Origin of the sequence: Bacillus sp. WP8 (genome assembly GCF_000800825.1) — a bacterium.
Taxonomy (GTDB): Bacteria; Bacillota; Bacilli; order Bacillales; family Bacillaceae; genus Bacillus; species Bacillus safensis.
Map to the genome: position 1 here is coordinate 582,852 of NZ_CP010075.1, position 15,001 is coordinate 597,852.

The 15,001-nt window shown below is 40.8% G+C and carries 20 protein-coding genes; 13 read left to right on the forward strand and 7 right to left on the reverse strand.

Features of this window, described 5'->3' with window-relative positions; translation table 11 throughout:
* Positions 1-25 precede the first annotated feature (25 nt).
* The 3 genes from QR42_RS02790 to QR42_RS02805 all read left to right on the forward strand — a co-directional run bounded on the left by QR42_RS02790 (position 26) and on the right by QR42_RS02805 (position 3,209).
* Complete coding sequence (locus QR42_RS02790; RefSeq protein WP_039176765.1) at positions 26-403, forward strand: MmcQ/YjbR family DNA-binding protein; 378 nt, start codon at positions 26-28, stop codon at positions 401-403.
* 112 nt (positions 404-515) lie between these two features.
* Positions 516-1,277: an SDR family NAD(P)-dependent oxidoreductase gene (locus QR42_RS02795; RefSeq protein WP_039176767.1), complete on the forward strand. Its 762-nt coding sequence runs from the start codon at positions 516-518 to the stop codon at positions 1,275-1,277.
* A gap of 783 nt (positions 1,278-2,060) precedes the next feature.
* Positions 2,061-3,209, forward strand: a complete 1,149-nt coding sequence (locus tag QR42_RS02805; RefSeq protein ID WP_039176770.1) for a type II asparaginase — start codon at positions 2,061-2,063, stop codon at positions 3,207-3,209.
* 35 nt (positions 3,210-3,244) lie between these two features.
* Here QR42_RS02805 and QR42_RS02810 read toward each other — a convergent pair whose 3' ends face one another.
* Positions 3,245-4,138 carry an alpha/beta fold hydrolase gene (locus QR42_RS02810; protein ID WP_039176773.1) on the reverse strand — a complete coding sequence of 298 codons (894 nt, stop codon included), beginning with the start codon at positions 4,136-4,138 and terminating at the stop codon, positions 3,245-3,247.
* Positions 4,139-4,194: 56 nt separating this feature from the next.
* Positions 4,195-4,647 (reverse strand): MarR family winged helix-turn-helix transcriptional regulator, encoded by a 453-nt coding sequence (locus QR42_RS02815; RefSeq protein WP_039176776.1) that lies wholly within the window; start codon positions 4,645-4,647, stop codon positions 4,195-4,197.
* A 309-nt stretch (positions 4,648-4,956) separates the two neighbouring features.
* On the opposite strand from QR42_RS02815, the gene QR42_RS02820 reads away from it, so the two are divergent.
* From QR42_RS02820 to QR42_RS02830, 3 genes are all read left to right on the forward strand, one after another.
* Positions 4,957-5,562 (forward strand): TetR/AcrR family transcriptional regulator, encoded by a 606-nt coding sequence (locus QR42_RS02820; RefSeq protein ID WP_039176779.1) that lies wholly within the window; start codon positions 4,957-4,959, stop codon positions 5,560-5,562.
* Positions 5,563-5,593: 31 nt separating this feature from the next.
* A complete protein-coding gene (locus QR42_RS02825; protein WP_039176781.1) occupies positions 5,594-6,796 on the forward strand; it encodes an MFS transporter in 1,203 nt (400 codons plus the stop codon).
* 127 nt (positions 6,797-6,923) lie between these two features.
* A complete protein-coding gene (locus tag QR42_RS02830; RefSeq protein WP_039176783.1) occupies positions 6,924-7,709 on the forward strand; it encodes a GNAT family N-acetyltransferase in 786 nt (261 codons plus the stop codon).
* Here QR42_RS02830 and QR42_RS02835 read toward each other — a convergent pair.
* Entirely contained in the window at positions 7,704-8,177 is a 474-nt protein-coding gene (locus QR42_RS02835; protein ID WP_039176786.1) for a GNAT family N-acetyltransferase, read from the reverse strand. The two genes, QR42_RS02830 and QR42_RS02835, sit on opposite strands and share 6 nt — an antisense overlap.
* 53 nt (positions 8,178-8,230) lie before the next feature.
* On the opposite strand from QR42_RS02835, the gene QR42_RS02840 reads away from it, so the two are divergent.
* Positions 8,231-8,500: a YesK-like family protein gene (locus tag QR42_RS02840; protein WP_039176789.1), complete on the forward strand. Its 270-nt coding sequence runs from the start codon at positions 8,231-8,233 to the stop codon at positions 8,498-8,500.
* Here QR42_RS02840 and QR42_RS02845 read toward each other — a convergent pair.
* From QR42_RS02845 to QR42_RS02855, 3 genes are all read right to left on the reverse strand, one after another.
* Positions 8,497-9,036: a GNAT family N-acetyltransferase gene (locus QR42_RS02845; RefSeq protein ID WP_039176793.1), complete on the reverse strand. Its 540-nt coding sequence runs from the start codon at positions 9,034-9,036 to the stop codon at positions 8,497-8,499. The genes QR42_RS02840 and QR42_RS02845 overlap by 4 nt on opposite strands.
* Positions 9,033-9,428, reverse strand: a complete 396-nt coding sequence (locus QR42_RS02850; RefSeq protein WP_039176795.1) for a VOC family protein — start codon at positions 9,426-9,428, stop codon at positions 9,033-9,035. The genes QR42_RS02845 and QR42_RS02850 overlap by 4 nt, the downstream gene beginning before the upstream one ends.
* 68 nt (positions 9,429-9,496) lie before the next feature.
* Positions 9,497-10,120 (reverse strand): GNAT family N-acetyltransferase, encoded by a 624-nt coding sequence (locus QR42_RS02855; protein ID WP_039176798.1) that lies wholly within the window; start codon positions 10,118-10,120, stop codon positions 9,497-9,499.
* Positions 10,121-10,269: 149 nt separating this feature from the next.
* On the opposite strand from QR42_RS02855, the gene QR42_RS02860 reads away from it, so the two are divergent.
* The 6 genes from QR42_RS02860 (at position 10,270) to QR42_RS02885 (ending at position 14,352) form a co-directional block, all read left to right on the forward strand.
* Positions 10,270-10,821, forward strand: coding sequence for a TetR/AcrR family transcriptional regulator (locus QR42_RS02860; protein ID WP_039176801.1), 552 nt, complete (start codon positions 10,270-10,272; stop codon positions 10,819-10,821).
* Positions 10,822-10,906: 85 nt separating this feature from the next.
* On the forward strand, positions 10,907-11,449 hold the full coding sequence (locus tag QR42_RS02865; protein ID WP_039176803.1) for a dihydrofolate reductase family protein: 543 nt from the start codon (positions 10,907-10,909) through the stop codon (positions 11,447-11,449).
* Positions 11,450-11,557: 108 nt separating this feature from the next.
* Complete coding sequence (locus QR42_RS02870) at positions 11,558-12,031, forward strand: MarR family winged helix-turn-helix transcriptional regulator (protein ID WP_039176806.1); 474 nt, start codon at positions 11,558-11,560, stop codon at positions 12,029-12,031.
* On the forward strand, positions 12,015-12,638 hold the full coding sequence (locus tag QR42_RS02875; RefSeq protein WP_039176810.1) for a nitroreductase family protein: 624 nt from the start codon (positions 12,015-12,017) through the stop codon (positions 12,636-12,638). Before QR42_RS02870 ends, QR42_RS02875 begins: the two co-directional genes overlap by 17 nt.
* Positions 12,639-12,655: 17 nt before the next feature.
* On the forward strand, positions 12,656-13,708 hold the full coding sequence (locus tag QR42_RS02880; protein ID WP_024425426.1) for an LLM class flavin-dependent oxidoreductase: 1,053 nt from the start codon (positions 12,656-12,658) through the stop codon (positions 13,706-13,708).
* A 350-nt stretch (positions 13,709-14,058) separates the two neighbouring features.
* A complete protein-coding gene (locus tag QR42_RS02885) occupies positions 14,059-14,352 on the forward strand; it encodes a hypothetical protein (protein ID WP_039176812.1) in 294 nt (97 codons plus the stop codon).
* Between the two features lie 33 nt (positions 14,353-14,385).
* On the opposite strand, the gene QR42_RS02890 is transcribed toward QR42_RS02885, so the two are convergent.
* On the reverse strand, positions 14,386-14,949 hold the full coding sequence (locus tag QR42_RS02890) for a helix-turn-helix domain-containing protein (RefSeq protein WP_039176816.1): 564 nt from the start codon (positions 14,947-14,949) through the stop codon (positions 14,386-14,388).
* Positions 14,950-15,001 lie beyond the last annotated feature (52 nt).

Consider the following 15,001-nt stretch of genomic DNA (forward strand, 5'->3'; position numbering starts at 1 on the left):
GATTTCTAAAAAAGGAGCTAATGAAATGAAAAAAGAACAGCTGCAGGCATTTTGTCTTTCCTTAAAAGGAACAACCCATGATTATCAACCTGAGTGGCAGGCAGATCGTTATCATATTGGCGGAAAGATGTTTGCTATGATGGGGGGAGATGCGAATCGAAAGCCTGTCATCACTTTAAAATGTGATCCTCTTCGTGCTGAAGAACTAAGAGAGATGCATGAAGGAATTATCCCTGGCTACTATATGAATAAGACTCATTGGAATTCCATTTACCTTGATGCAGACATTCCATCCTCATTTGTAGAGGAGTTAATCGAACATTCCTATCAATTGGTTTTTCAGAAATTATCAAAAAAATCTCAGCATGACATCCTCCAAAATGATTCAAAAGGAAGTAACTGAGGAGCTGTATCTAAGTTGACATGATGCCCTTTGACTCTCTTCAAAATTGACTTGAGTGAAACGCTGTCGTTATAATTTAACCAGTTAGAAGACGCGAATAGGGGGATATAAAATGGGCTATACAGTCATTACAGGAGCAAGCTCAGGTATTGGATATGAGGCGGCTCTCGCATTTGCAGCACGAGGGAAAAATCTTATATTAGCTGCACGCCGGCTCAATAAACTCCAAGAATTGAAGAAAAAGATTCATGATCAATATCCCGATATCACAGTAGTCATACAGTCAGTTGATTTAACAAACATAGAGCAAGTGTATTCATTTTATGAATCATTGTCAGATTATGAACTGGATACGTTCATTAATAATGCAGGGTTTGGTCATTTTGGCTCTATAGGAGAACAAGATTTAAGTAAAATTGGGGATATGCTTCATCTGAATATAGAAGCATTAACGATTCTATCCACCTTATTTGTTCGTGATTATGAGCAAGTAGAGGGAGCTCAGCTCATTAACATTTCTTCACGAGCAGGCTATACAGTCGTTGGCAATGCCGTCACCTATTCAGCAACGAAGTTTTACGTGAGCGCCTTTACAGAAGGACTGGCCCTAGAATTGAAAGAAAAAGGTGCCAAATTAAAGGCAAAAGTTTTAGCGCCATCCGCGACAGAATCAGAATTTGCAAAGCGCTCATTGGATCTAGACGAATTTGAATATGAAGGCAATTTCAAGAAATATCATACATCAAAAGAAATGGCTGCTTGTATGCTTGAGCTTTATGACAGTGAAAAAACAGTCGGTATTGTGGACGGAAAGACATTCGAATTTGAATTGAAAGATCTAATCTTTTCACACGCAGGTTCAATGAAGAAATAACGATTCCCATCACTGAGGTAGATAACCTCAGTGCTTTTTTTATGGCATGATTGATTGTGTGGTCAAGGATAGGAGGTATGTAACAAGATATATACCCTTCGTCTCTATTTAGAACAGGAGCTTGTACGTCCTGCGCATTATGTATTTTTTTCATGCATTCTTTGATAAAACAAGGAATCACAGGTCCAGTAGATAAGACTGCTCATGATGATGATGGGTAAAGACACCGGGCTCCCAATACCATCAACGAAAAAGAGCATGACAACCAATGCAATCAGTAAATAAGCAGCTAAATAAAGAGGATGAAAAGCCTTTGGCTGCAAAGAAAACAATAACTGCAAAGGAACCGCAAAGACGAAATAATAAACAAAAAAGATAGGAATGTAAAATATCAGAAACGCAGGCTCAGCTTGAATAGGTGGAAATAAGCAGACAAACAAGCCGAGTAAAGTAGAGCTGATGAATAGTGTGATTAGGATTTTGTAAAAGGGTGGAAGCGAATGCAAAATGTATACTCCTTTTTTGTAAAATTTACTATATTTTATCATAAATTCATTATCAAGCATCGGTTATTTTTAAAATACGCCACCTTCAATACTCAATTTAATTACAGCAAATTTAGGTATTAAGAATTGAATAAACTCTTAATATCATGCCCTTTTTACCTTTATTTGGTTCTATATCTTTAGCCTCATGCCGATGAATGAAGGTATGGTATAAAGTAAAGTCTATAGAAAGAGATTTAGCCATGAAATCCATCAAATGAGGAAAAGAGATGATCCAATGAACATGACAAAATGGTTAGGTGCTGTCCTTCTTTCTGTTTTATTACTAGTGACAGCAGCTTGTGCGAACACAGGCACTCAAGAGAATAGTCAAAGCGAAAAAGAAAACGTATCCAGTGAAACAAAAGAGAAAAACAATGCGGTTGAAACAGGGAATAAGTCCTTATCAAATATTAAGGTATTAGCCACAGGCGGGACGATTGCTGGCAGTTCAGACAGTGATACAGATACGACGGGCTATAAATCTGGTGCACTTGGCATCGATAAAGTCATTGCTTCAGTTCCACAGCTGAAGGATATTGCAAATGTCACTGGTGAGCAGGTAGCGAATGTTGGAAGTGAAAATGTTGATGACGCTCTTCTTTTAAAATTAGCCAAACGAGTCAATGAGCTATTAAAAGATGATCAAGTGGATGGCATTGTCATCACGCATGGAACAGATACACTTGAAGAAACAGCTTACTTTTTAAATCTGGTGGTCAAAAGTGATAAGCCTGTTGTGGTCGTTGGCTCAATGAGACCAGCATCGGCTATCAGTGCAGATGGCCCGCTTAACTTGTATCAGGCGGTGAAAATTGCATCCACCAAAGAAGCAAAGGGCAAAGGGGTCATGGTCACATTAAATGACCGAATTGCATCAGCTCGTTTTGTTACGAAAACAAACACAACCACAACTGATGCCTTCAAGTCACTTGAGCAAGGATACATGGGAGAAATTGCTGGTGAAGTGGTGTCCTTTTATAACGAACCGACAAGAAAACATACGACTGAAAGCGATTTTGATGTATCGAAGATAAAAGAATTGCCACAAGTTGATATTTTATACGGCTATCAAAATGATCAAAAATATATGTATGATGCTGCAGTAAAAGCAGGAGCGAAAGGGATTGTTGTAGCCGCAGCAGGAAATGGAACGATGTCAACAGAAGCCATCAAAGGAGCAACAGATGCAGTGAAAAAAGATGTGGTTCTCGTGCGATCAAGCCGTACGGGTAATGGAATTGTCACCCATGAAAAAACGGATGATGAACATCACTTTGTGTCGTCTGATTCATTAAACCCGCAAAAAGCACGTATTCTGCTCATGCTGGCACTGACGAAGACAAAGGATCCAGATAAAGTGCAGAGGTATTATGAACAATATTAATGAAGAAAAAGACCCGAGTCATATCGGGTCTTTTTTCATGCATGTTTCTGATGTTCAGCACGCTCCTTTAAAGAGCGTAAAATATCTCGCCAAATATCGTCTACATCAGTAAGAAAATGCCCTGCTTGATCTATATAATGCGTTTTGACGTTTGGAATCGCCCGAGCTATTTTTTCTATTTCTACAAATGGAGCCATCGTGTCTTCTTTTCCATGCCAGACATCAACAGGGATTTGAATATCTTTCATATCGAATGCCCATGGTTTCGAAAGTAAAATGGGTTCACGAATACACTCATCCACCGATTGACGAGTCGCTTCGTGTAAATGTGTCATCATCATTTCTACCTGCTCATCGGTTTGAAGGAATTGCCGATCCCACGGATGTAAATGCTTGTTCCCGTTTTTGGCCAGCTTCTTAAATTTCTCTGGTTTGTTCTCAATCATTTTTTTCTGGGAACGATAGCTTGCTTTCAATAGCCAAGGAAACTTCTTACTAAGGAAAAAGGCTAATTTATTTTCTTTCAGCATGCTTTTTGGCGGTTTTCCGTCCTGAAAAGGGGTTGTACTTGAGATCAGAGCGGCAGAAAGAACGCGATCCGGCAATTGATAGGCACAACCAGCAGCGAATGCACCGCCTCCAGATACACCCATCACTGAAAAATGTTGAATGCCAAGATCATCTGCCACTTCCTGCACGTCTTTTGCCCAGTCTAAAATTGTGCGGTCAGGTAGAGGGGTGGATAAACCAAATCCAGGTCGATCCAAACAGATGAGACGAATGCCGAGCTTTTGAGAGATTGGATCATCATCTAAAAACATCACTCTTGATCCAGGTGTTCCATGAAAAAAGAAAATTGGAAACCCCTCAAGATCACCGTATTGAATCAAACCGATGTGCCGGCTATCTTGTAAATGAATGCTTCTCATATTTTCAACCCCTTAATAGTTTAGTTAACTTAAATGTTGGGGAGAGAAACACCGTATTAAGGCGCTTCTTTCGCAATCTGATAGATTTTTTCGTATAGAGATAGTAATGTTTTTAAATCTTCTTTTGGAAGCTTTGCATAGTATTTTTGAATTAGATGCAATTGAATGTCTTCTGTATTCTTGTGATAGTCATGGCCCTTTTGAGCACAATCAACAATGATTTCTCTTCGGTTATGCGGATTAATTTCTCGTGTGACATAGCCGAGCTGCTCAAGCCTTGATACAAGCTGGCTAGCTGCGCTGGCAGAAATCGAAAAGTAATCAGCTAATTCATTGATCGTTCTCGTTTTCGTACGCAGCAACTCAAGCGTCAGCTCTTGTTTGGCTGATAAATCTGCATACTCATGTTTTAAAAATCGCTGATACTCTTCTACATAAATTGAGCCTAGAGCATTCGAGTATTCTATGATTTTTTTACTGTAATGAATAATTTCCTCATCCAATGACATCACCTCTATTCTATTATAGGCAATTTTTATATTTAAGTGAAGTTAAATATAAAGTGAAATTAAATGAATGATGAACACGTAGTAGGTCAAGGCAGTCATGAAAAGGCCGCAGAAGAAAGATGCGTATAAGTCCTTTTTAGTGATAACGCAGATGACTGTTTTGTTTGTTTTCACATGAATTACGCCTTATGAATCGATGCCTTTTTCATTGTATTATGAGGAAAATCCATTTATAATGAAAAAATAAACCAACTGGTCGGTTTTATTTTTTCACATAAAGAAATGTAGGGTAGAAAGGGATTGTGACACATGACAAGTACACAAAGCGGGGCTGGAAAGAGTGAGAAGACGAAGCAAAAAATCGTCACCGCTTCTCGTGATTTATTCGCGAAAAAAGGTTATTCAGAAACATCCGTACGCGATATTTTAGAGGCTGCTGAGGTGAGTAAAGGCAATCTCTATCATCATTTCAAAGGAAAAGAGTTTTTGTTTCTTCATATTATGGAAGAGGATCATCGTTTGATGATGGAAACGTGGCATGAGGAAAAGAAAACACTGAACCGAGCTATTGATAAGCTTGCCGGATTTGCAGAGCTGCTCAGTCAAATGGGGATTAACTACCCATTAATGAGAGCGAGTGAGGAATTTTGTGCCAGCGCCTTTACATCAGATGAAGTCATGGAACGGCTGAACAAGATTGATGTCGATTTTGATGATGTGATGAGAGATATCTTACTTGAGGGAAATGAAGATGGCAGCTGGTCGATCCAGCATGTGGAGTCAAAAGTGAAAATATTACTTTCCGTTTTTTATGGATTAGACGTGTTATATAAAAATGACACCATTGAGCAGAAGAAAGAGTTACAAAAAGAGGCGATCTCATTGTTTATTCACGGAATCAACCATCATGAGTAACAAGTGAGTCAGTAAAGGGGAAACAAACATCATGCAAAAACCGATTCGTGAGCAAAAAGCTGTACTCGTTATTTTATTGAGTAATATTTTTATTGCGTTTTTAGGCATTGGTCTCATTATTCCTGTCATGCCGCTATTCATGAATGTGATGCATCTAACAGGAAGTACGATGGGATACCTTGTGGCGGCGTTTGCCGTTGCTCAGCTCATCGCATCACCGATTGCAGGTAGATGGGTAGACCGCTACGGAAGAAAGATAATGATTGTGTCTGGGCTGTTCCTCTTCGCGTTATCGGAACTCGTTTTTGGTCTTGGAACACACGTGTATGTTCTGTATGTTGCAAGGCTTCTAGGCGGAATTAGTGCGGCATTTATCATGCCGGCTGTCACTGCGTATGTCGCAGATATTACGACCGTTCAAGAAAGATCAAAGGCGATGGGCTATGTTTCTGCGGCCATTAGTACTGGTTTTATCATTGGCCCGGGAATTGGCGGGTTTATTGCAGAATACGGCGTACGCCTGCCATTCTTCTTTGCAGCAGGGATTGCGTTTATTGCCGTCATTTCGTCTATGTTTATGCTGAAGGAGCCTTTAACAAAAGAAGAGCGAGAGAAGCAAATGATTGAAGTGAAAGAATCGACTTTCTTTAAAGATTTGAAAAAATCGATTCATCCTAGCTACCTCATTGCCTTTATCATTGTATTTGTCCTCGCATTTGGACTATCTGCATATGAAACAGTCTTTAGCTTGTTCACAAATCATAAGTTTGGATTTGGTCCAAAAGATATAGCCGTGATTATTACCGTCAGCTCAATTGTGGCAGTCATCATCCAAGTACTTGTGTTTGGTAAACTGGTAAATACCCTAGGAGAAAAAAGAGTCATTCAGCTATGTCTGATTATCGGGGCTGTCCTTGCTTTCGTTTCAACCGTCGTGTCAGGCTTTTTGGTTGTATTGATTGTCACATGTGTCATTTTCCTTGCGTTTGATTTATTGCGTCCAGCATTAACCACCTTCTTATCCAAAATCGCTGGCAATCAGCAAGGATTTGTCGCAGGAATGAACTCTACCTACACAAGCCTAGGTACGATTTTCGGGCCGGCACTTGGCGGCATCTTATTCGACCAAAATATTCACTTCCCATTTCTATTCGCAGGTGTTGTCTTATTTCTTGGATTAGGCTTAACCCTGATTTGGAAGGGAAAAGTGACAGAAGAGGCAACGGCAGAATAATGAGAGACCTTTTAAATAAGGTCTCTTTTTTTAAATTGCGCCATTGATGCAGAAGATTGCTTTTGCTGAAAAGAGTCCTGTATGTCAGCAGCTTTTTCTTTATAATGGAAGGAAAGGAGGAAAAATCGTGCATCTCTTGGAACGGAAAAAGATACCATCAATGAAAAAAGGAATTAAGCAGATCGATCCGGCATATCCAGTGTTTGTAGATGCAGTCATGGATGGCGTCATACAAGGGCATCTTTATGTAGATGATGAAGCGCATCCGCTTGTATATTTTCTCGAAGCTTCATGCGGCATTTATTATGTGGCAGGAAGGAGTGAAGCGGAGCTGTTACGCTGTTCAGCCTTCATTGTGGATGTGTACGAAAGGCAGAAAAGACAAAATGCCCGATTCACCATATTTTCAGCAAACCCATTAACAGATGCGTTGATGAAAAAATGTCTTGGGTTATATCTGAATGAAATGGAAAGACATGCGTACGTTTATTCACAGGCACATTCTCATGTCTCTGCGCCTTATCCAGGCTATAGAGTAGAGCGGACAAATGAGCAGGTGATGACTGCAAGCAGGGCTTTTCCTCCCAGCTATTACGAAGTCTATTGGGGTGAAACAGCTCGCTTTCTTTTAAAGGGAATCGGGATTGCCATTTTAGATGGAGAGAACGTGGTGAGTGAATGTGTCTCTATTTTTTCAAGTAAGGATCGTGCAGAGATAGATATTTGGACAGATGAGACTTATCGAGGAAAAGGTTTGGCGCTGCTGGCAGCTCAGCATATGCTCAGCATCTGTCATGAAAAAAAGAGGACACCGCATTGGGATTGCGATGTCCATCACCAAGCTTCAATCAAACTAGCAGAGAAGTTAGGCTTCCGGAGGATCAAAACCTATCGATTGTTTTATGGTTCATGATGAGAAGGTCTTGAGATACCAAGCATCCATTGCAGAATGCTCGGAGCCTTCAAGCGGTTCTGAAAGAAGAGAAAAGCCGTATCGCTGATAAAGGCCTATAGCCGCTGTTAATTCTCGGCGGGTTTCTAAATAACACGCTTCGTAGTATGTAGAGGCATATTCCAGCGCCGTATCCATCAGTTTTTTGCCCGCACCTTTTCCTTGTGCTTTTGGACTTAAATAAAGCTTTTGTAATTCACATACTCCATTTGTGAATGGAGCAATCCCTACACCACCCACAATCTCACCATGCTCTTCAGCAATCCAATAGGCTGCATGAGTCAATGATTGATAATATTCGAAAAGCTGGTCAAGTTGGGGGTCAGTGTAGGCTGTTCCTTCAATTGCTAGATTCGCTGATTCTAGTGACTGGCGGATAATCGCTGCGATATACGGATTGTCTTTTTGCTCGATGGGTCTAATGTTCATTTGAAGTACCTCCATTGTCATGGGATCAAAAAGAGAAAGGGAGTTGATATCACATGTTCTGGCTGCAAACAGCTATTTTTACAATCGTTATTTTGTGTCTCTCATGGTGGGCAGGGAAAAGAAGCCGGCAGCGTCATGCGGGGTTCATTGTCCCTATATGCTTGATTTTATTTGGTTTGGTTTTATTGATTGTCAGTCTCTTTATTGGTAGGTGGGAAGGCATGGCGCTCAGTCTATCAAGCGTCTCTATCGTTCTCTCTTCCATCATTTGTTTAATCATCGTCACTGGGATTCAATTTTTTAAAAAAGATGACCCTTCTTAAGCAGGAGCATCTGTATTCATCATGTTTTTATATTCTTCACGAAGGATGCCCATGATGATGACATCTGAGTATGTACCGTTGAAATAGAGCGCTTGGCGTCTTTTTCCTTCATATTGAAATCCGGCTTTCTCATAGCTTCGAAAGGCTCTTGGATTGTGGGAAAAGACTTCAAGCTCAAGACGGTTGAGTTCTAATGTGTCAAAGGCAAATGCTTGAACCATCCGAACAGCTTCAGTGCCATAGCCCTTTTGAAAATGCTCCGGCCCGTGAAGCGCAATGCGGAAGCTTGCCGTATGATTGATTGGATCAATGTCCACAATCGCCGCATCTCCAATCATCTCTTTCGTATCCAGCAGACAAATGGCGAAATCTCGTCTGCTGTCATCCTGCAAAAAACGGGTATAGGCGGATCGAATTTCTTCTAGTGTGAACGTTTTTCGTGTACCAGTCATATGAAGTGTTTCTGCATGCTGACACCCTCTTTGAATACCAGGATAATCTTGCTCTTCAATCGGTCTCAAAAATATACGAGTCATGACGGATCACCCTCCTCTATATATCGAGAGATTTCAATTAAATTCAGATCAGGATCACGGATATAAACAGATTCAATTGGACCTAATGTACCGGTACGTCTGACCGGTCCCTCTTCAATCGGGACCACTTGCTTCCGGAGGTGCAGCAGCAAACTGTCCATGTCTAAATCGGTGATAAAGCACAAATCATGAGATCCAGGAAGAGGATGAGCCGCTTTTGGCTCAAATTCATGACCAGCTTCATGAAGGTTGATCTTCTGTAAACCAAAACGAAGCGCTTTACGGCCTTCACCAAAAGTTTCTTCCTTCATTCCTAATACGTTCGTATAAAAGCGAATGGTTTCCTCCATATGTTGTACAGTCAACACGATATGATCAAGTCGTCGTATCATCAGTCTCTCCTCCAAGTATGATCATTGATTGAACTGACTCTATTATATCATCACCTGAAGAGGATACCTTATTTAATCACGGTTTTATAGCTCCAGCTTTCCAAGGACATTTCCTTTCCTCGCAATACCCTTTCATCAAACTCCATCCAGCCATTTTTTCGGTAGAAATGACGATTGGCCTCGTTGTGTGTAATCAGTGTGAACAGTCCGCCGCCTTGCCGGGCGATAAAGGGAAAAAGGCATTGCTTTAACATGCGGCTTCCGAGTTTTTTCCCTTGCTGGTCTTTTGCCACGACAAGTGCTTCTAAATACCAGTAAGGCTGCTTTAAGGAAGAACACGCTTTTTTTGCCTCCTTTAAAACACGGAACACATGCTGAATGGCCGATATACCGCCAGTGAAGAGCAGCTTTAACCCACCTGACAATACATAACCCATGATGCCTGGTTCAGGAAGATGCGGATGCTTTAAAAGGGCAGCAGACACAACCTTCTCGTTCTCAACCCCGACAAAACAGATTTGATGCTGAAAATACACCTTTGTATTGACCAAATGCAGCTGACGAGCGAAAGCAGAGCGCTTTGAGACCTTTTCACATAATAAGTCAAAAAATGAATAGTCCTGAAACGAATCATCTAACAACTCTGCCACTTGAGGCAGTTCATCCTCTCTGGCAAGTCTGAAATGAAGCATATGACGGCCTCCTTTTTTTGAACAGATATATATTATTGAACATGTGTTGATTATAATAAGAAATAAAGAGATCGAACATCGGCAATGGATGATAACCTGTTCATAATTAGACAGTTAGCGCCTGATTGTTCAAAAACGGAGGGGATTTCATGAAGGACAGACGAACAATCAAAACAAAAAGAGCCATTCGGGAAAGCTTCCTTGAGCTGTTAAAGGAAAAGGAAGTGCAGCAGATTACGGTATCAGAGCTATCAAGGAAAGCGGATTTAGGCAGGGGAACCTTTTATTTGCACTATCAAGATGTGTTTGATTTATATGAACAGCTTGAGAAAGAACTATTCGATCAGCTCGGTGGATTATATGATGAAACCTTTCCAAGTCAGGATCCTCTTGATATGCTTTCCTTTTTAAACAAAACGACTGAATACTTGAAAGAGAATCAGTATATGTTGACGTTATTTGTAAAACCAAATGGCCCAACGACCAATCAATTCAAAGCCTTTTTCAAAGAAAAAGTCATGAAAGAGTGGCAGCTTGATCAGCGTCCTATTACAGAGAATGAACAAATAGAGGCCTCTTTTGTCGTATCTGGTGTCGTGGGGGTACTAGAGGAATGGATTCATGAAGAAATGACCATTGATGCCGGCAAGCTCGCGCAAAAATTATACGAGCTTCTCGTCAAGGTGGAACAGGAATCGTAAAAAGGGAGAAAGTTATGTAGCCTTTGTCTTTCCTTTTTGATAAAATAGAATATATGTTCTTATTTGAGGTAAGGGAGTGGTGGGATTGAGTGAGAAAAGAAAACTGCTTTTTTATGGGGCGATGAGTATCGATGGATATTTAGCGAGAGAGGATCACAGGCTCGATTGGCTAATAGGGACAGAGGGCGAAGATGAAACGAGCTACGACACCTTTTATGCGTCAGTCGATACGCTGATCATGGGGCGCAATACATATGAACAAGTTCTTCAGCTGTCACCAGATGAATTTCCTTATGAAGGAAAGACATGTTATATCATGTCACGTACGTTACAAGACAGTCTGGAAGGAACCCATATCATTCGCGAAGATGTCTTATCATTTGTGAAAAAATTAAAGAATGAAACAGGCCGGAATATTTGGATTGTCGGCGGCGGGGGACTGCTTCAATCTTTCATAAAAGAAAAATTGGTGGATGAGCTTTTTCTTCAAATCGTACCTGTCATCATTGGAAGAGGAATTCCTCTCTTTTCGCCGGCGGATCTGGAATCCAAGTTTTCATTACAGGAAGTACATCAATATAAACAAATTGCTGAAATGCATTTCACCTTAAAAGATGAGGACCACTGAGACAAGGTGGTCTTTTTTTCATGAAACAAACTCATTGACAAGAAAATATCCTAGTGTTAGGATAAATTTATCCTAGTTTTAGGATTTATTGAAAAAGGAGTAGTTGCCATGGTGCAGCATGATCATGAATTAGATTTAAGGCTATTCCGCGTATGGATGAAAGCCTATCAAGCCCTTTTTACAAATATCCAAAAAGACATTGAACATTATGATATCGGATTTGAAAACTTTCAGATCCTTGAATTGCTCTACAGTAAAGGGCCTCAGCCTGTTCAAAAAATTAGCGACATCTTGTCAATCCCAAGTGGAAGTATGACATATGTCGTGAACAAACTAGAAAAACAAGAACTGGTGAAAAGGCAATGTGCGCCTTCAGATAAGCGGGTATTCCATGTACAGCTTACGGAAAAAGGGAAGCAATTGTTTGACGACATTTTCCCTAAACACACAGAGGTCATTTCGCAAAATCTATCCTTTATTGAAAAAGAAGAAAAAGAGCAGCTCATTGAATTACTAAAAAAAATCGGTTTAGGTGCAAAACAACTTCGCGAAAAGGGGAAACAAGATGACACTCAGCTTTGATACATTGGTACGTGAAAGACGATCTGCATCAAATTTTTTGCCAAATATCTCGATTTCGAGAGAAGAACTTAACAGCATATTTGAAGAGGTCAAGCTGGCACCATCTGCTTTTAACTTACAGCACACACAATATGTTGTCGTCCAAACAGAAGAGCTGAAAGAACAAGTAAGAGAAGCGGCATTTGGACAATATAAAGTGCACTCTGCTTCAGCAGCGATCATCGTACTCGGAGATCCAAACGCTTATGAGCACGCAGGGGACATATATGAAGGCCTGAAAATGCTAGGCATTTTAAATACGCAGCAATATGAAGAAATGGTCAGAGAGACCATGAGCTTTTATGAGCAGAGAGGGGCAGATTTCCAGAAGGAAGAGGCGATCCGCAATGCTTCCTTATCTGCCATGCTGTTTATGCTTGCCGCTAAAAATAAAGGCTGGGATACTTGCCCGATGATCGGTTTTGATCCCGAAGCAATGAAAAAGGTATTAAACATTCAATCAGATTTGGTTCCTGTGTTAATGATTACACTTGGAAAAGAAAAAGTAGAGAGCAGACAAGCGAGAGGTTATAGAAAGCCAGTTTCTGAATTTGTGACATATTTATAAGATAGGGGGTTCCAATCATGGAACTAGGAATTAGTACATTTGTCGAAACAACACCTGATTTTCAAACAGGAAAAACAGTCAGTCATGCACAGCGTATTCGAGAAGTAGTAGAAGAAATTATTTTAGCAGATCAAGTCGGTCTCGATGTATTTGGCGTAGGTGAGCATCACCGTGAGGATTTCGCCGCATCGAATCCAGCTGTCGTCTTAGCGGCTGCAGCAACACAAACGAAAAATATTCGTCTGACAAGTGCAGTGACAGTCCTTTCATCAGCAGATCCGGTTCGTGTATTTCAGGATTTTGCAACATTAGATGGACTATCAAATGGACGTGCAGAGATCATGGCAGGCCGTGGTTCCTTTATTGAATCATTCCCGCTCTTTGGCTATGATCTTGATGACTATGAAGAATTATTTGAAGAAAAGCTTGATTTGTTGTTGAAGCTGCAGCAGTCAGAGCGTGTAACATGGAGCGGAAAGCATCGCCCATCTATTCAGGATGTTGGGGTGTACCCAAGACCTGTTCAAGATCCGCTTCCGATCTGGATCGGCAGTGGAGGAAACCGTGAATCCGTCGTACGTGCTGGATTACTAGGATTACCGCTTGTACTTGCCATCATTGGCGGAAGTCCAAGACAGTTCGCACCGCTCGTTCAACTGTACAAGCAAGCGGCAGTGCACGCTGGACATGACCCTGAAAAATTAACTGTAGCATCACATTCTCATGGATTTGTTGCGGCAGAAACAGACCTGGCAGCAGATCAATTTTTCCCATCCACACAGCATGTGATGAACACATTAGCGAGAGAGCGAGGCTGGGGACCTTATACTCGTTCTACGTTTGACGCAGCGAGAACTTTAGAAGGTGCGCTGTATGTAGGAGATCCAGATACCGTGGCAGAGAAAGTCATTCATCTTAGAAAAAATGTAGGCATCACACGTTTTATGCTTCATGTACCGGTTGGTTCAATGCCGCATGATCAAGTGCTAAAAGCCATTGAGCTATTTGGAAAAGAAGTGGCTCCTAAAGTAAGAGAAGAGGTTGCCCGCTGGGAAGCAGAGCAAAAATAAATAAAAAGGCCGATCAAGTGAATAGGCTTGATCGGCCTTTTCTTATGCTTAAGGATCAGTGATACATGGTTTTACTGTAGGACATTTAGCAGCAGAAGCAATTGGTGTGATCGCCAAGGTGAAGAGGAAAACAAGTTGAAAACAGATGAGCCATTTTTTCATGAAATCACCTCCGTTCACAATTGTTTCACTAGGTTGAGATGAGGATAAAAGCATAGAAGTATGTAACACACTCTATCCAGCGTAAGACAATGATATCATAATTTTCAAAAAAATGAAAAAATAAACTTACAAAAGTTCTAAATTATGGTATAGTTTATACGTTCAACAAAAAAGGGAGGGATTTTTTTATGAAAAAGGTCATGTCTTCTGTTTTGGTTGGAGCAATTGTCTTAACGGGTGCTGGGGTCACAACTGCTCCAGTGGAAGCAAAGGAGCAAACAAACAGTGAAATAACGGCTCAGGCCAGTCGAACTGTTTCAGTAACAAGAACATATACGACCTCAAACATCCCAGACAGTATTGTATATGCAGAGGATGGCTGGGTCGGTATTTTAGAACAAACCTCTATTAAAGAATTAGGATTAGGAAAATATAGTGTCACATTTACTGGCACAGTGGTACGCGATCCGGGATTTAATTAAATAAAACACAAAGCTGACAGGTGGACAAGCCTGTCAGCTTTTTTCTTGAGGATAATAAAGAATCATTTGCATCCGTACCATTTGTTCTCCGGATTGTTTATACGTGTGCGTCCGGTCCGCTTTAAAACGAATAGAGTCTCCGGCTTTTAAGGTGTATTGTTCATCACCAATGGATAAATCAAGGACTCCCTCAAAAACAGTGATCAATTCCTCTGTTCCCCCAATGTGTTCACTCGCACGCAGCGATCCGCCTCGGTCAATTTCTACTCGGTACATTTCAAATTTCCCCCGGTCATCGAAAGGAAAAGTCGTGTATACGCGATAACGGCCGTCGTCCTCAGTTAAAACCTGCGCATCCTCCTTGCGTACCACCTTGATTTCAGGCTGTGGTGCGTAAATGAGCTCACTAAAAGATACTTTTAATCCGTTGGCGATTTTCCACAAAGTCGTGATGGTAGGGGTAGATTCTCCTCTTTCGATTTGTCCAATCATGGTCTTGCTGACACCAGTTAATTCTGCCATCTTTTCGAGGCTTAATTTTTTTTGATCTCTAAGAAGCCTCACATTTTTAGAAATAATCGATTGTACGTCTTCCATGAAAAAAGCTCCTTTCTCTATTTACTTTATAAAGACCGAACGTTACAATAAA